The organism is Streptomyces sp. NPDC007157 (genome assembly GCF_040634235.1).
Lineage (GTDB): Bacteria > Actinomycetota > Actinomycetes > Streptomycetales > Streptomycetaceae > Streptomyces.
The window spans coordinates 560443-576716 of sequence record NZ_JBEYFE010000001.1 but is presented as its reverse complement, the minus strand read 5'-3'; the positions used below and the strand labels follow the sequence as shown (position 1 = coordinate 576716).

General features: G+C 72.7%; 12 protein-coding genes. 8 read left to right on the top strand and 4 right to left on the bottom strand.

All coding sequences use genetic code 11. The features are described 5' to 3' along the window. Positions 1-174 precede the first annotated feature (174 nt). The 3 genes from ABZ642_RS02560 (at position 175) to ABZ642_RS02550 (ending at position 3068) form a co-directional block, all read left to right on the top strand. Positions 175-729: a PDZ domain-containing protein gene (locus ABZ642_RS02560; RefSeq protein ID WP_360475843.1), complete on the top strand. Its 555-nt coding sequence runs from the start codon at positions 175-177 to the stop codon at positions 727-729. Between the two features lie 197 nt (positions 730-926). After that, positions 927-2057, top strand: coding sequence for an aminopeptidase P family protein (locus tag ABZ642_RS02555; RefSeq protein WP_360475840.1), 1131 nt, complete (start codon positions 927-929; stop codon positions 2055-2057). A gap of 66 nt (positions 2058-2123) precedes the next feature. Continuing rightward, positions 2124-3068 (top strand): aminoglycoside phosphotransferase family protein, encoded by a 945-nt coding sequence (locus ABZ642_RS02550; protein ID WP_360475837.1) that lies wholly within the window; start codon positions 2124-2126, stop codon positions 3066-3068. 102 nt (positions 3069-3170) lie between these two features. On the opposite strand, the gene treZ is transcribed toward ABZ642_RS02550, so the two are convergent. Further along, positions 3171-4916 carry a malto-oligosyltrehalose trehalohydrolase gene (treZ, locus tag ABZ642_RS02545; protein WP_360475834.1) on the bottom strand — a complete coding sequence of 582 codons (1746 nt, stop codon included), beginning with the start codon at positions 4914-4916 and terminating at the stop codon, positions 3171-3173. A gap of 176 nt (positions 4917-5092) precedes the next feature. On the opposite strand from treZ, the gene ABZ642_RS02540 reads away from it, so the two are divergent. From ABZ642_RS02540 to ABZ642_RS02530, 3 genes are all read left to right on the top strand, one after another. Further along, the gene (locus ABZ642_RS02540) at positions 5093-5644 is read left to right on the top strand and encodes a DUF1707 and FHA domain-containing protein (RefSeq protein ID WP_360475831.1); all 552 of its coding nucleotides are present in this window, start codon (positions 5093-5095) and stop codon (positions 5642-5644) included. Between the two features lie 156 nt (positions 5645-5800). After that, positions 5801-7126, top strand: a complete 1326-nt coding sequence (locus tag ABZ642_RS02535) for a M14 family zinc carboxypeptidase (RefSeq protein ID WP_360475828.1) — start codon at positions 5801-5803, stop codon at positions 7124-7126. Continuing rightward, on the top strand, positions 7123-7530 hold the full coding sequence (locus tag ABZ642_RS02530; RefSeq protein WP_360475825.1) for an SSI family serine proteinase inhibitor: 408 nt from the start codon (positions 7123-7125) through the stop codon (positions 7528-7530). The genes ABZ642_RS02535 and ABZ642_RS02530 overlap by 4 nt, the downstream gene beginning before the upstream one ends. Before the next feature lie 57 nt (positions 7531-7587). On the opposite strand, the gene ABZ642_RS02525 is transcribed toward ABZ642_RS02530, so the two are convergent. The 3 genes from ABZ642_RS02525 to glgX all read right to left on the bottom strand — a co-directional run bounded on the left by ABZ642_RS02525 (position 7588) and on the right by glgX (position 13788). Then, positions 7588-8841, bottom strand: coding sequence for a M14 family zinc carboxypeptidase (locus ABZ642_RS02525; RefSeq protein WP_360475822.1), 1254 nt, complete (start codon positions 8839-8841; stop codon positions 7588-7590). A gap of 318 nt (positions 8842-9159) precedes the next feature. Further along, entirely contained in the window at positions 9160-11532 is a 2373-nt protein-coding gene (treY, locus tag ABZ642_RS02520; RefSeq protein WP_360475819.1) for a malto-oligosyltrehalose synthase, read from the bottom strand. A gap of 147 nt (positions 11533-11679) precedes the next feature. After that, positions 11680-13788 (bottom strand): glycogen debranching protein GlgX, encoded by a 2109-nt coding sequence (glgX, locus tag ABZ642_RS02515; protein WP_360475816.1) that lies wholly within the window; start codon positions 13786-13788, stop codon positions 11680-11682. A gap of 196 nt (positions 13789-13984) precedes the next feature. Between glgX and ABZ642_RS02510 the strand changes: the two genes are divergently transcribed. Then, positions 13985-14800 (top strand): Tat pathway signal sequence domain protein, encoded by an 816-nt coding sequence (locus tag ABZ642_RS02510; protein WP_360475814.1) that lies wholly within the window; start codon positions 13985-13987, stop codon positions 14798-14800. A gap of 76 nt (positions 14801-14876) precedes the next feature. Then, positions 14877-16193, top strand: a complete 1317-nt coding sequence (locus tag ABZ642_RS02505; RefSeq protein ID WP_360475811.1) for a copper amine oxidase — start codon at positions 14877-14879, stop codon at positions 16191-16193. Positions 16194-16274 lie beyond the last annotated feature (81 nt).

Below are 16274 nucleotides of genomic sequence, written 5' to 3'. Positions count from 1 at the left end.
CGGAACACCCGTAGGGGCGGCGGCGGACCGGGCGGCGAGCCTTCTCGACGAGGTCCGAGGTCCGAGGAGCAGGTGGGGCTTGAGGCTTCCCGCGCCTGACCCCGGGGCAGTCTCACTCGTTCGTGTCTCGTCGCGCCCGCGTGCGCCGGGTAGAGCTGCGGCTGGAGGCGAACCATGGAACAGACCGCTTTGCGTCCCAAGCCCATCCCCGGTCAGGAGCGCCGGGACGGCTCCGAACCCGGGCCGGCCCGGCACCCGCACGCCGCACGCCGGCGCCGCCGACGGGTCAGGTCCCTGCTGTTCGGCCTGGCCGTCGGCACGGTCCTGGTGCTCACCGGGGTCGGTCTCGGCACCGCCGGCGCCACGGTGATCGGCATGAGCAGACTGGCGGAGCTCCGGCAGCAGGCCCCGCCGACCACACCGAGCCCCGCACCGTCGGCGACCGCCACCCCCTCGCCGACGGCGGCCGCGACGCTGGGAGTGGAGGCCGTGGACGCCGAGAAGGTGGGCGCGCTGGTCGTGGGCGTCCACATCCCCGGCCCGGGCTACACGGCGGGCCTGGTGCGCGGTGACGTGCTCCTCCAGCTCGGCGACAGGAGGATCGACAGCGCCGCGGACCTGGCACGCGCGGTGGCCGAGGCCCACCCGGGGAAGGAGGCCAGGCTCACGGTGCGGCATGAGAGCGGGGGGTATCAGCAGCTGACGGTCGTTACCGGAGTCGTGACCTGATCGGCCATGGGCGCGAGGCCGTAGACATGTGCGGCTCCGCCGCGTGGGCGCGACCAGCCACACGGAGCCGTACCCGGCCGCGGACCCGAGACACACAACGGAGCTTCCGTGCAAACCGGCTCGCGCGGCCCCTCCTCTCCGGGCAGGATGCATGCCGGGGCCCACACAGGCCCCTCACCCGCGCAAGGAGGCCCTGGATGACCGGCACCACCCCCGCCGCGCCCTTCACCGCCGGCGACTACAAGTCCCGCATGACGCGCGCGGCGCACACCGCGGCCGACGCCGGACTCGCCGGCCTCCTGATCGCCCCCGGCCCCGACATGGTGTGGCTCACCGGCTACACCCCCACCGCGGTCACCGAACGGCTCACCCTCCTCGTCCTGACCCCCGGCGAGGACCCCGTGCTGGTCGTCCCCACCCTGGAGGCCCCCGACGCCGAGAAGGCCGACGGCGCGGCCGTCCTGACCCTGCGGGACTGGACCGACGGCACCGACCCCTACACCGTCACCGCCGGCCTGCTCGCCAAGGACGGCCGCTTCGGTATCAGCGACAACGCCTGGGCCATGCACCTGCTGGGCCTGCAGAAGACACTCCCCGACACCTCCTACGCCTCCCTCACCGACGCGCTGCCCATGCTCCGCGCCGTGAAGGACGCGGCCGAACTCGAACTCCTCGCCGCCGCCGGAGCGGCTGCCGACGCGACGTTCGAGGAGATCCGCAAGGTTCCCTTCGCCGGCCGCCGCGAGTCCGACGTCGGCCACGACCTCGCCGACCTGCTGCGCCGCTTCGGTCACGAGCAGGTCGACTTCACCATCGTCGGCTCCGGCCCCAACGGCGCCAACCCGCACCACGAGGTCGGCGACCGCGTCATCCAGGACGGCGACATGGTCGTCCTCGACTTCGGCGGCCTCAAGGACGGCTACGGCTCCGACACCACCCGAACGGTGCACGTGGGCCCGCCGTCCGCCGAGGAACGCGAGGTGCACGACATCGTGCGCGCGGCCCAGGAGGCCGGCTTCCGGGCCGTACACCCCGGTGCCGCCTGTCAGGAGGTCGACCGGGCCGCCCGCGCGGTCATCACCGACGCCGGGTACGGCGAGTTCTTCATCCACCGCACCGGCCACGGCATCGGCGTCACCACGCACGAGCCGCCGTACATGATCGAGGGCGAGGAGCAGCCGCTGGTGCCCGGGATGTGCTTCTCCGTGGAGCCCGGCATCTACCTGCCCGGCCGCTTCGGGGTGCGGATCGAGGACATCGTCACGGTGACCGAGGAGGGCGGGCGTCGTTTCAACAACACCACCCGCGAGATGGTCATAGTGGGCTGACCGACCGACCCGGCCCCGGCGCACCTTCTCGCCCCTACCCCACCCCGAACGGCAACGGCGCGATCCATGACCCAGGCACCGACACCCACCGCGGACACCGTCCGCCGACTGGTCCGTTCGCTGCTCAAGGAGAGCGCGACCGGAACCCCGGGCCCCGACATCCGGCCCGTGGCGGCGGGCGGTGAGCACTCCACCTGGTGGGTCGGCACCCGGTACGTGCTGCGCCTCGCGCCCGACCGTGAGGCCGCCGCACGCCAGCGCCGCGAACTGCGCCTGCGTGACCTGGTGCGTCCGCACCTGCCCGTCGCCGTCCCGGCCGGCGTGGCGCACGGCGAGTGGGCGCCGGGGCTGACCTACACGCTGGACACCGCGATCCCCGGCGGTACGGCCGAGGAGCACGACGTCTCCGCGGTCGGCGAGGCCGATCTGGCCGGGCTGCTCACCGGGCTGCGCGAGGTGCCGGTACGGCAGGCCGAGACGCTCGGCGTGCCGCGTACCCCACCCCGATCCCTGGAGGCGCTGCGCCGGATGGCCGTGCCCGCCGCCGAACGCCTCGCCATCGCCGACGAGTTCGACCCCGCACCCCTGCTGCACTTCACCCCGCCGGGCGCCGCGCAGCTTGCCGCCCAGCCCGGTACGGCCGTGCTGGCCCACCACGACCTCAAGGGCGAGCACCTGGTGGTCAGCGCCGACGGCAGGGTGCGCGGCGTCCTCGACTGGTCCGACGCGGCGGTGGGCGACCCCGCCGAGGACATCGCCGGGCTCGCCCTCGCGGTCGGCTCCGGCGCGGCCGTCCGCGCGGCCACCCTCGCCGGCTACGGCGTCCGCCCCTGCCTGCGCGGCCTGTGGCTCGCCCGCTGCGACACCGTCATCCGCCTCACCGACCGCCTCGAAGGCCGCGACGACAGCCCCCTGCCCCTGCTGCGCACCCAGCTCCGGCGCGCCTGGGAGGCGATCCTCCTGGAGCGCGTGTCGGACCTCCGGGAGGACGACACGGACGCGGAGCCGTAGGGCACGCGCGCGTGCCCGCCACAGGCGTGCCCCATCCGGCCCGTGGGCGCGCCATAGGCGTGCCCCGGCGTGCGGGCACCCCGTACGCCGGTACGCGCGTGCTCACGCTTGGGTCAGCACCACGCAGGACTCGCCCGGCACCCGCAGCAGCCCGTTCGTGTCCGGTGCCGTCACGGTCTCCCACGCGGCCAGGACCTCGACCCGGGCGGTGCCCAGCGGGATCGCGGCCGGCTCCTTGCCCAGGTTCACGGCGACCCGCACGTCACCGCGCCGGAACGCCAGCCAGCGGGCCTCCTCGTCGTAGGCCACCTTGGTGTCGGCGAGGTCGGGGTCGATGAGGTCCGGCTGTTCGTGGCGCAGGGCGATCAGCCGGCGGTACCAGGCCAGCACGCGCGCGTGCGGCTCGCGTTCCGGCTCCGACCAGTCCAGGCAGGACCGGTCCCGGGTCGCCGGGTCCTGCGGATCGGGTACGTCCTCCTCGGCCCACCCGTGCGCCGCGAACTCCCGCCGCCTGCCGCGTCGTACGGCCTCCGCCAGATCCGGGTCCGTGTGGTCGGTGAAGAACTGCCAGGGGGTGCCCGCCGCCCACTCCTCGCCCATGAACAGCATCGGTGTGAAGGGCGCCGTGAGCGTCAGCGTGGCCGCGCAGGCCAGCAGGCCGGGCGACAGGGTGGCCGAAAGCCGGTCGCCCTGGGCGCGGTTGCCGATCTGGTCGTGGGTCTGGGTGTAGCCGAGCAGCCGGTGCCCGGCCACCCGGGCCCGGTCCAGTGGCCGGCCGTGGTGGCGGCCCCGGAAGCTGGAGTACGTGCCGTCGTGGAAGTAACCGCCGGTGAGGGTCTTGGCGACGGCGGCGAGGGGGGCGCGCGCGAAGTCGGCGTAGTAGCCCTGGGACTCCCCGGTCAGCGCGGTGTGCAGGGCGTGGTGGAAGTCGTCGTTCCACTGCGCGTCCAGGCCGAGCCCGTGCTCCGCGCGTGCGGTGATGACCCGCGGGTCGTTCAGGTCGGACTCGCCCACCAGGAACAACGGCCGGCCCGACTCGGCCGCCAGGCCGGCGACGGCCGACGACAGCTCCTCCAGGAAGTGGCACGCGCGCGTGTCGCACAGCGCGTGCACCGCGTCCAGGCGCAGCCCGTCGATCCGGTAGTCGCGCAGCCAGGCCAGCGCACTGCCCACCAGGTACGCGCGCACCTCGTCGGAACCGGGCGCGTCCAGGTTGACCGCCGCGCCCCAGGGAGTGTGGTGCGTCTCCGTGAAGTACGGTCCGAACGCGGGCAGGTAATTGCCCGACGGGCCGAGGTGGTTGTGGACCACGTCCAGGACGACACCGAGCCCGAGTCCGTGCGCCCGGTCGACAAAGCGCTTCAGCGCCTCGGGTCCGCCGTACGGCTCGTGCACCGCCCACAGCGAGACCCCCTCGTACCCCCAGCCGTGCCGGCCCGGGAACGGACAGAGCGGCATCAACTCCACGTGGGTGACGCCCAGTTCCCTGAGATGCTCCAGGCGCCCGGCGGCCGCGTCCAGGGTGCCCTCGGGGGTGTACGTGCCCACGTGCAGCTCGTAGAACACCGCGCCCGGCAGCGCGCGACCCGGCCACGCGGCACGCCACCCGTACCGTCCGTGGTCGACGACCGCGCTGAGCCCGTCCGGTCCGTCCGGCTGGCGGCGCGAGCGCGGGTCGGGCAGCACCGGACCGTCGTCCGGCGCGAACCCGTAGCGCGTGCCGTCCTCGGCGTCCGCCTCCCCGGCCCACCAGCCCGGTCGCCGCGGATCACGCTCCAACGCGCGTGCTGCGCCGTCGCAATGGAGCGTCACACGGTCTGCCTGCGGTGCCCACACCTCGAACTGCACGGACGGTTCCCCTTCGTCTGGCTCATCGTGAGGTAGTCCGTCCATCGTGCCGTGAAAAGCGATCAATCCGCTTTGAATCCCGGCTTTGCCGACGGGTGTCGCCGTACGTACGCGCGCGTGACGGCCGTTTCCCCGTTTTCTGGACACCCGGGGTTCACTGACCCAGAATCGGCAGCGTGACGTCGTCCTTCGAGTTCAACACCTATCCCGCGCGGCTGTCCGACGCGGAGCGCGAGAAGGCGCTGAGTGTGCTGCGTGACGGCGTCGCCATGGGACGGCTGTCGCACGACACGTTCGTGCGCCGTATGGAGCTGGCGCTCGCCGCCCGCCGCGTGGACGAACTTGCCGTGCTCACCGCCGACCTGCCCCAGGAGAGCCGCTTCGCGCGCGTGCTCTTCGGCACCGTCGAGGCCGTCTCCGGGTTCACGGTACGGCTGCGCCGGGCCTGGCAGGCCGAGCGGCTGCCCAAGCTGCTGCTGCCGCACCCCGGCGCCGGGCATCCGCTGCGCATCGGCCGCGATCCGGCCAACGGGCTGCGGCTCAACCACGAGACGGTCTCCCGGGTGCACGCCGAACTCCACCGGCAGGGCGGCCTGTGGGTCCTCAGGGACCTCGGTTCCACCAACGGCACGACCGTGAACGGCCGCCGGGTGATCGGCGCCGCCGTCGTCCGCGAAGGCGACCTGATCGGCTTCGGCCGGGTGTGCTTCCGGCTCTCGACGCACTGAGTCCGCACCTTATTTCAAGTGGCTGAAAACGTTTGGCCGCCGCGGTGTTGACGTACCCCTCGAGTCGTGACTGACTGTGCGTGCACCATGCACATCAGGTGAACCGACGGCGCGTCGTGGAGGTGTGCCCTGCCGTCACTCCTCCGCTATCCGTCCGTGGACGAGCTGGAAACGCGGGCGGCCGGGCTGGTCTCCGAGCACCCCCGGGAGGCCCGGCTGCGCCGGATCGGCACCTCCCGCGCGGGCACCCCGCTGTGGCTGCTCTCGATCGGTCACGGCAGCCGGCACACCCTCGTCGTGGCCGGCCCGCACGCCAACGAACCCGTCGGCGGCGCCACCGCGCTCCGCCTCGCCGACCGGGTCCTCGCCGACCCCCGGCTCACCGAGGACGCCGACGTCACCTGGAACCTGCTGCTGTGCCTGGACCCGGACGGCTCGCGCCGCAACGAGGGCTGGCTGGCCGGGCCGTACACGCTGGGCCACTACTTCCGGAACTTCTTCCGGCCCGGCTTCCTGGAGCAGCCCGAATGGCTGCCGGACGGGGCCGACGCCGTCGCGCTGCCCGAGACTCGGGCACTGCTGGACCTCCAGGACGAGCTGCGGCCCTTCCTCCAGTTCTCGCTGCACGGCGTCGACGTCGGCGGCGGCTTCGTCGAGCTGACCGACGACCTGCCGGGCCTCGCCCCGCGCCTCGCGCACACCGCGAGCCGGCTCGGCATCCCCCGCGAACTCGGCGCCTACGACACCCTGTACTGGCCCACCCTGGGCCCGGCCGTCTACCGGGTGCCGCCGCCCCGCCGGGGCGATCTGGTCGCCGCCATCACCGAGGCGGCCGTCGAGTCCACCTGGTTCCATCCGCACCGGCACGGCACCGTCACCGCCATCGTCGAGGCGCCCATGTGGGGTGTGGCCGCCGTCCAGGACGGCGCACCGCCCGCCGACCGGGACGCCGTGCTGAGCGCCGTCAGCCGGACCCTGCGGCACGACACCGGCCTCCTGGAGGGCGTCCTGGCCCGGATCCGGCCCCAGCTGTCCGCCGCGCCGGACGCGGCCCGGCTGCTCGCGCCGGTGGACGACTACCTGCTCGTCGGCCCGGGCCTCGCCGACGCCTGGGACCCCGGTACCGACGCCGGCAGCACCCGTCCGCTCCCCCCGCTGAGCACCGCCCATCTGGCCGCCCTGGGGATCGCCGGGCGCCGGCTGGTCCTGCGCACCGCCGGACTGCTGCACCGGCTGCTGCGCGGCACCGGCCACGACCGCGCCGGTGCCCTGCCCGACCTGGACCGGCTGATCGACGACTGGTGCGCGGACTACCACCAGGCCTTCGGCGCGCGCTGGATCCCGGTCGCACGCCAGGCCGAGTACCAGACGCGGGTGGTCCTGAGCGCCTTCGAACTGGCACTGCGCCACGCGCCCGTGCGTGCTCGTTCGGGTGAGTCGGGCTGGGGCGCCGAGGCCGTTGTGCCGATGCACCGGGAATGACCCATCTGATCAGAGCCACAGCGGCCGGCGGCGCCCTGCTGGCGGCCGCCGCCCTCCTCGCCGCCGGCCCGGCCCAGGCCGCGCCCCGCGCCGCCGTCGGCGACGACTACCTGTACCTGACCGTCACCAAGGGCGACAGCCGGTCCAGCGACACGCTGCTGCTGTGCGACCCGCCACAGGGGCATGCGCGCGCTGCCGAGGCGTGCGCCGAACTCGACACGGTGGGCGGCGACATCGCGCGCCTCACCCCGGTCAGGGACGCCATGTGCCCGATGGTCTACGCCCCGGTGACCGCACAGGCGCGCGGGCAGTGGAACGGGCGGCCGATCGAGTACCGCGAGACGTTCTCGAACTCCTGCGGGATGGCGGCCCGCACCGGACCGGTCTTCGCCCTCGACAGCTGAACCCGGCGGCGGCGTGCGGGCTCCCGGGGCGTGATCCACCGGCCCGGTCCCTGAACCTCACGCCGCCCGCTCACGGGCGTGCTGCGCGGCCGCCAGCACCGTCCTGGACTGATGCTCCACCTGGCGCTCCAACGGCACCCAGCGGGCTTGGAAGCGCTCCCCGTAGGCGTCGCACCAGGAGGCCACCAGCTCTTCCAGCCGCGGCACCGCACGGTCGTCCGCCTCCCGCAGCACCCGCAGCAGCATCGACGCCGCCCGCAGCGGCAGCCGCCGCCCGAAGGCGTCCACGCTGCCGACGTACGCCATCGTGGTGTCGATCGGCGGCCGGCGGATCCAGTCCTCGGCCAGCCCGGGGATCAGCCCCAGCGCCCAGCGGGCCGCCCGCAGCAGCGGCCCGTCCAGGAGGCCGTCCAGCCGGGGCAGTGCCTCGGTCAGTACCCGCTCCACCTCCCGCGAGTCCCGCAGCAGCCGCCCCGCCAGCCGCCGCATCGCCGCGGCCGGCGCCGGGTGCGGCGCCGGGTCGTCGACCAGGTCGCTCGCCCACATCGGCACCTCGACCACCGCCGTCAGGCCGCCGTAGCGGTGCGCGTGGTACCAGGTGCTGTGCCGTGCGTCGTCCGGCAGGCTCGGATAGGCCACCCCTGACCCCGGACCCGGCATCACCCGGACCCCGGGACCGGAGGCCGGCCAGCCCGCGGCGTCCGAGGCGCCCGTCTCCACCGGGATGTGCAGCTCCGCCGCGGACTTGGCGAACGGCTCGGCGAGCCCGGGCACGTCCTTCGTCAACTGCACCCAGCTGCCGCCCAGATCCGTGCCGTGCAGGGTCACCTGGAGGTAGGGGCGCAGCTCGTCGATCACCCCGAGCAGGGCCAGGGTCTCGGGCGGCAGCCGGTCCGGGGGCAGCACCGACGGCGACCACTCGGGCTGTTCGGGACCTGCCGGGCGGTAGAAGCCGTGGTGGTAGTCGAGCAGGCTGCGCGGTGCCGGGGTGACGTGCAGGCTCGCCCCGTCCGGGTCCGCGCACAGCAGGAAGTGCCAGGAGGTCTCCGCCCGTAGGTCCCGATCCATGAGCACCCGTTCGGCGAGCGCCTGGAGGGTGCCGCCCCCGGTCGGCTCGTTGGCGTGGGCGCCCGCGACCACCAGCACCGCCCGCCGGTCGTGCCCCACGGACAGCAGGTGCAGCGGTCTGCCCGCGCGGGAGACGCCGATCTGCCGCAACGTGCACAGGCCGGGCCGGTGAGCGGCCAACGCCCGGGCGGTCGCGACCAGTTCGGGAACACTGGGGTAACGCAGCTCCGGCAGGAGACTCACCCCCGACTTGTCCGCCCGGCTTCGCATTCCCCAGTCCCGCACGGCATAGGTGAACTGTCAAGAACCTCCCGGGGGAGGCTCCAGGGGGCGCCCAGGTGCGTGCGCCGTCGGCCGGCAGGGCCGTTGGCACCGGCGGGGGTGCGAAGCCATTACGGGGCGCGGAACGGCTCCGCGCGCCTTAACGGACGCGGCGGACGCCCGACGAGTTTCGGCAACCCCCCACCCCGGCCTCATATTCACCCGTACGAGTGAATATGACCTTCAGTGCCTTGAGTGCCCTCAGCGTCCTCAGTAGTGCCTTACGCCCCCTCAGCCCCCTCAGTGCCCGTCGTCTTCGTCGCCCCCGCCGTCGACCCGCTCCAGCAGCGCCACCGGCAGCCGCTCGAAAAGCTCGGCCACGCGCGCGTGCCCCGTGAACTCCCGCTCCGGCGCCAGCACGTCCGCCCACCGCCCGGGCGGCAGCGGCAGGACCGTGTCCCGCCAGCCGCCCGCCGCGGCCAGCCGCAGCGACAGCCGGGTCACCGCGGTGACCGCCGCCCCGGAGCGTGCGAACGCCAGACAGTGCGCGGCGGCCGGGCCCTCGGCCGTCAGCGGCGCGTACGTCGCCGTATCGCCGAAGACGCCCGGGCGCCGCGCCCGCAGCCGCAGCGCCGCCGTCGTCACCGCGTCCTTCTCGCCCGGGTGCTCGGGCGGGAAGGAGACCGGCCGCCGGTTGTCCGGGTCCACCAGCGCCCGGAACTCGCCCTCCGTGCCCTGGTAGACGTCCGGCACACCCGGCATCGTCAGATGGACCAGAGCCGTGCCGAGGACGTTCGCCCGGACCTGCGGCCCCAGCGAGGCCCGGAAGGCCGCCACGCGCTCTCCTGGCGCCCCGCAGGGCCCCGCCGCGACGAACGAGGCCACCGCCTCCTCGTACGGCGGCTCCTGCTCCGTCCAGCTCGTGTACAGGCCGGCCTCCCGCACATGCTTGAGCAGCGCCTCCTGCACCCGCTCGGGGGCCGCCGGGCCGAGCCCGAACACCGTCTGCCAGGCCGCCCACGCCAGCTGCGCGTCGGGTACGCCCGCCCCGTCCCGGGTCACCTCGGTCAGCACGTCCGCCCACCGCTGCGGGCACTCCGTCAGCACGGCCAGCGCCGCCCGGACGTCGGCGCTGCGCTTGGTGTCGTGCGTCGTCACCACCGTCCCGGAGAGCGGCCAGTCGCGCTGCACGCGCGCGCAGTACGCGTGGAAGTCGTCGGGCGAGACACCCGGGCTGCCGGGATCACCGCCCACCTCGGTCGCGGACAGCAGTGGCACGTAGCGGTAGAACGCCGTGTCCTCCACGGACTTGGCGCGCAGCGCCGAGGAGGTCTGCGCGAAGCGCGTCCGGAACTCCGCGGGCCCGGGCCCGTCGTCCTCCGCCAGCAGCAGCCCGCGCACCACGTCCACCGCCCCGCCCTCCTCGGGCACCACGAAGGCCGACCTCGCCTCCAGCGCGGCCCGCTCGGTGACCACGGCGCCCGCGTCACCGGAAGCGTACGGCCGGTACACCCGCATCCGCACCAGCAGCTCCTCCAGCGCGATGCGCAGCGCCCAGGGCGCCCGGTCGCGCAGCGCGGGGTCCGCGGAGGTCGCGCACACGCGCGTGGCCGCCCGGGTCAGCCGGTCCGTCTCGGCCGCCAGCTCGTGCGTGAGCACCTTGTACGCCGCCCGCCGTACGGTCGCCGCCCAGTCGCCGCCCCGGTCCGTCTGCGGGGCCGCGAACCGCCGGTACTGGCCGAGCAGTTCATCGGCGCCCGCGGGATCCGTGAACAGGCCGTCCACCTGCCGCAGCGCGTCGTACCCGGTGGTTCCCGCGACCGGCCAGCCGGCTGGCAGCCGCTCGCCGTCGGCCAGGATCTTCTCCACGACCGTCCAGCGCCCGCCGGTCGCCTCGTGCAGCCGCGCGAGATAGCCGTCGGGGTCGGCGACTCCGTCGGGGTGGTCGACACGCAGCCCGTCCACCACCCCCTCGCGCAGCAGCTGGAGGATCTTGGCGTGGGTGGCCTCGAACACCTCCGGGTCCTCCACCCGCACCCCGATCAGCTCCGAGATGCTGAAGAACCGCCGGTAGTTCAGCTCGGTCCGGGCCAGCCGCCACCACACCGGGCGGTACCACTGGGCGTCCAGCAGCTGTGGCAGCGGCAGGTCCGCGGTGCCCTCCCGGAGCGGGAAGGCGTGCTCGTGGTAGCGCAGCACGTCGCCGTCGACCACGAGCTGCCCGAGGACCTCGCCGAGCGGGCCGCCGAGCACCGGCACCAGCAGCTGCCCGCCCCGCGCCTCCCAGTCGATGTCGAACCAGCGCGCGTACGGCGACTCGGGGCCCTCCCGCAGGACCTCCCACAGGGCGTGGTTGTGCCGGGGGGACATGGCCATGTGGTTGGGCACGATGTCCACGACCAGCCCGAGACCGTGCTCCCGCGCGGTACGCGCGAGCGCGCGCAGCCCTTCCTCGCCGCCGAGTTCCTCCCGCACGCGCGCGTGGTCGACGACGTCGTAGCCGTGCGTGGAGCCCGGGACGGCCTCCAGGACGGGGGAGAGGTGCAGGTGGGAGACGCCGAGCGAGGAGAGGTACGGCACGGCGGCCTCGGCGGCCGAGAAGGGGAAGCCGGGCTGGAGCTGGAGGCGGTAGGTTGCTGTCGGCACGGTGGCAGGGATTCGCTCAGCTGTCATGGAGACGTACGTACCCGCGCCGTCGGTTTCTCTGTCAACCGGTGCGGAACCGCGCCCCGAGGGGCGCGGGGCTGTATCCATGCGCGGCTCCGCCGCGTGGGCGCGACCGGCCCCCACCCGTACGACAGCCCGTCGGGGCGCCCATTCCTACGCCGGCCTCTTCAGGACGGTCAGGCTCCGCCCCACCAACGTCAGTCGTGCACCCCCGTCCACCTTCGGACCGGGCGGCACCTCCTCGGCCCGGGCCGTGTCCACCACCACCTCCCACTGCCGGCCGTGGTTCACCGGCACCAGAAACTCCAGGGGTTCCGGTGAGGCGTTGAACATCAGCAGGAAGGAGTCGTCGGCGATCCGCTCCCCGCGGGTGCCCGGTTCCGAGATCGCGTTGCCGTTGAGGAACACCGTCAGCGCCGACGCCTGTGCCGACCCCCAGTCCTGCTGGGCCATCTCATGGCCCTCCGGAGTGAACCAGGCGATGTCCGAGAGCTCGTCGTGGGTGCCCTCCACCGGACGGCCGTGGAAGAAGCGGCGGCGCCGGAAGACCGGGTGCTCCTTGCGCAGCCGCGCCATCGCGCGCGTGAAGGCCAGCAGGCCGCTGTCGTCCTCGGGGGCCGGCCAGTCCACCCAGGACACCTCGTTGTCCTGGCAGTACACGTTGTTGTTGCCCTGCTGCGTGCGCGCGAACTCGTCGCCGTGGCCGATCATCGGGACGCCCTGGGAGAGCATCAGGGTGGCGACGAAGTTGCGCATCTGCCGCTCGCGCAGTTCGAGGATCCCGGGGTCGTCGGTGTGTCCCTCGACCCCGCAGTTCCAGGAGCGGTTGTGGCTCTCGCCGTCCCGGTTGTCCTCGCCGTTGGCCGCGTTGTGCTTGTCGTTGTAGGACACGAGGTCGTGCAGGGTGAACCCGTCGTGGCAGGTCACGAAGTTGATGGAGGCCAGCGGGCGGCGGCCGTCGTCCTGGTAGAGGTCGGAGGAGCCGGTCAGCCGGGACGCGAACTCCGCGAGCGCGCGCGGCTCGCCGCGCCACAGGTCGCGCACGGTGTCGCGGTACTTGCCGTTCCACTCGGTCCACAGCGGCGGGAAGTTGCCCACCTGGTAGCCGCCCTCGCCCACGTCCCAGGGCTCGGCGATCAGCTTCACCTGGGAGACCACCGGGTCCTGCTGCACCAGGTCGAAGAACGAAGACAGCCGGTCCACCTCGTGGAACTGCCGGGCCAGCGTCGCCGCGAGGTCGAAGCGGAAGCCGTCGACGTGCATCTCGGTGACCCAGTACCGCAGTGAGTCCATGATCATCTGGAGGACGTGCGGGGACCGCATCAGCAGGGAGTTCCCGGTGCCGGTGGTGTCCATGTAGTAGCGGGGGTCGTCGGTCAGCCGGTAGTACGACGGGTTGTCCAGGCCGCGGAAGGACAGCGTCGGGCCCAGGTGGTTGCCCTCGGCGGTGTGGTTGTAGACCACGTCCAGGATCACCTCGATCCCGGCCTCGTGCAGCGCCCGGACCGCCGACTTGAACTCCAGGACCTGCTGGCCGCGGTCGCCCCAGGAGGCGTACGCGTTGTGCGGGGCGAAGAAACCGATCGTGTTGTAGCCCCAGTAGTTGTTCAGGCCCATGTCGACCAGCCGGTGGTCGTTCACGAACTGGTGGACCGGCATCAGCTCCAGCGCCGTGACGCCCAGTTCCGTCAGGTGTTCGATGACGGCCGGGTGCGCGAGACCCGCGTAGGTGCCGCGCAGCTCCTCGGGCAGACCCGGATGGCGCATGGTCAGGCCCTTCACGTGGGCCTCGTAGATCACCGTGTGGTGGTACTCGGTGCGCGGCCGCCGGTCGTCGCCCCAGTCGAAGTACGGGTTGATCACCACCGAGGTCATGGTGTGCGGGGCCGAGTCGAGGTCGTTGCGCCGGTCGGGGTCGCCGAAGTGGTAGCCGTACACCTCCTCGCCCCAGCGCACCGACCCGCTGACCGCCTTCGCGTAGGGGTCGAGCAGCAGCTTCGCCGAGTTGCAGCGCAGCCCGCGTCCGGGGTCGTACGGGCCGTGCACCCGGAAGCCGTAGCGCTGCCCGGGCATCACCCCCGGCAGGTACGCGTGCCGGACGAAGGCGTCGCTCTCGCGCAGCTCCACCGCCGTCTCGGAGCCGTCGTCGTGCAGCAGACACAGCTCCACTCGGTCCGCGGTCTCCGTGAACACCGCGAAGTTGGTCCCGGCGCCGTCGTACGTGGCACCGAGCGGATATGCCTCTCCAGGCCAGACCTGCATGAAGTCGACTCTTCCAGGTGTGCATTGCGCGCGGGGGCGCCTTGGTCATGAGTCTGCCCGAAAGTAATGGAACCCCTGGTGACTTACGCCCCTCTTACCCGGCGACCAGTGCACACAGCGGCCCATGTGGCGAAGTGTGCCGAACCAGTGAGGCAAACACGTACTCCCTGTGACCAAGGGGGAGTAGGGGGAAGATGTGCGCAAGATAGTGCATCGCCATCTGGGCAAAGTGGTGGCCGGTGCGGGCTTGGCGGTTGCGGGGACCGCCGTGATGGTCGGGATCACCCTGCCGGGCACGGCGGGGGCGGACGACTCGGGAGGGAGCGACGGGACCGGCGCGGTCGCCGCGCGGCAGGCGGGGCAGGGCACGGACGCCGTCAAGCCGGGCGTGGTGGAACAGGCGCCCGCCGAGGGGAAGAAGGGCACGGGCAGCGACCCGCTGACCGACGACGAGACCAAGCGCGTCGAACAACTCGCTCTGACCAAGCAGATGTTCAACGCCGGGGAGAACGTCGAGGGCCGGCGCGGCCCGCAGCGGATCAGCGTCGACCTGGCCGAGCCGAACGCGAACGAACTGGACGCCGCGAACGCGCCACGGCGCGCGGACGTGACGTTCTACGACTACCGGGACGACAGCCTCGTGACCCGGACGGTCAATCTCGACACCGGCAAGGTCGAGCAGACCACCACCCGGCAGGGCGTCCAGCCGCCGCTCAGCCACGACGAGAACGTCGAGGCGCTCCAGCTGCTCGTCGCCGACCCGCTCGGCGCAGGCCTGAAGGCGGACTTCAAGGACGCCACGGGTGAGGAACTCACCTCCCCGGAGCAGCAGCTGCTGCTCAACAGCGCGGTCTACCGCGCCACTGAGGGCGCCCAGCCGGCCGCGCTCGACAAGTGCGGCGAACACCGTTGCGTGCGGCTCTTCCCGAAGGTCAAGAACGGGCCCTGGATCGACGCTCGTTCCCTGATCGTCGACCTGAGCGCGCGCAAGGTCGTCAAGCTCGGCCGCTGAGCCGCCGGCCCCGTTCGCCTTTCCCGAACTCCTTCCCCTTTTCGACTGCATCTCCCGTACGAGGAGTCACTTCGTCATGCACCCGAACAGAATCCGCCGCGCCCGCCGGACGGCCGCCGTGGGCCTGTCCGTGGCCGCGCTGGCCGCCGGCGCGACCACCGCGGCCGGACCCGCCGCCGCCCAGCCCAAGCAGGCCGCCGCGCCCGCCGCCGACTGCTCCGCCGCCTACCGGATCGAGCAGAAGCTCTCCACCGGCACCACCTGGCGGATGTGCTGGCGCTACGACAGCAAGGCCGGACTGGTCCTGGAGCACATCTCCTACCAGCCCAAGGGCGAGTCGGCCCCCATCAAGGTCCTCTCCAGCGCCCGCCTCGGCCAGATCGACGTCCCCTACGACGACGGCAGCGTCGAGTACGACGACCTGACCGGCTTCGGCTTCGCCCAGGGCCTGGTGCCGCTCGACTCGGCCGAGTGCCCCGGCGGCACCATCAAGACCGTCAAGGTCCCCGACGCCTGGGACCCGGCCCACCCGAACGTCAACGGCCTGTGCACCACTACCCGTTCGCGCGGCCACGCGTACCGGATGCAGGCCGACACCGGCAACAAGGTGTACCAGGCGCAGGGCAAGGACCTGCTGGTCTACACCGTCAACAAGGTCGGCTGGTACGAGTACATGACCGAGTGGCGGTTCCAGGACGACGGCACGATCAACATGAACATCGGTGCCACCGGCAGCCTCTCGCCGGGCGACTACGACGCCGGGGACGGCCGCGGCTGGCCGATCGGCAAGGGCGCCCACGCCTACGCCACCAGCCACAGCCACAACGTCTTCTGGAAGCTGGACTTCGACCTCGACGGCTCCTCCAAGAGCCGCATCGAGCAGTACGACTCGGTGGTCAGCGCGCCCGCGCACGGCCAGGAGGCACCCAGCAACAAGACCACCCGCACCGACGTCACCAAGGAACTCGCCGGTGACTACAAGAACATGCGGTGGTGGCGGGTGGTCAGCACGGCCGGCAAGAACAAGGACGGGCACGCCCGTTCGTACGAGATCGTGCCGGGCGCCAGCAACAAGTACCTGGGTCACGGTTTCACCAAGCACGACGTCTACTTCACCCAGTACGACAAGTGCGAGCTGTTCGCCAGCAACAACCCGGGCTGCGCCAACGGCCACCCCAAGACCGTCGACCAGTGGGTGAACGGGCAGACCCTCACCAACCCCGTGGTCTGGGTGAACGTCGGTTTCCACCACATCGCGCGCGACGAGGACCAGCAGCCCATGCCGGTCCACTGGCAGGGCTTCTCCATCGCCCCGCGGGACGTCACCGCTATGAATCCGCTCACTCCGGCCGCCCTCGCTGATCAGAACGGACAGCCCGGAAACGGTAGTTGAGAAACGACCTGTCCATCCTGCTGCACCGCCGACCGCTCCCGGAGTACCCTTCCTTGATCGTTGGCACGGGGAAGGTTCGGG

Bases quoted from the DNA above. Each gene is read 5' to 3' on its own strand.
- ABZ642_RS02555 (WP_360475840.1), top strand. From the start codon at position 927: ATGACCGGCACCACCCCCGCCGCGCCCTTCACCGCCGGCGACTACAAG.
- glgX (WP_360475816.1), bottom strand. From the start codon at position 13,788: ATGCAGGTCTGGCCTGGAGAGGCATATCCGCTCGGTGCCACGTACGAC.
- treY (WP_360475819.1), bottom strand. From the start codon at position 11,532: ATGACAGCTGAGCGAATCCCTGCCACCGTGCCGACAGCAACCTACCGC.
- ABZ642_RS02530 (WP_360475825.1), top strand. From the start codon at position 7,123: ATGACCCATCTGATCAGAGCCACAGCGGCCGGCGGCGCCCTGCTGGCG.
- ABZ642_RS02505 (WP_360475811.1), top strand. From the start codon at position 14,877: ATGCACCCGAACAGAATCCGCCGCGCCCGCCGGACGGCCGCCGTGGGC.
- ABZ642_RS02550 (WP_360475837.1), top strand. From the start codon at position 2,124: ATGACCCAGGCACCGACACCCACCGCGGACACCGTCCGCCGACTGGTC.
- ABZ642_RS02560 (WP_360475843.1), top strand. From the start codon at position 175: ATGGAACAGACCGCTTTGCGTCCCAAGCCCATCCCCGGTCAGGAGCGC.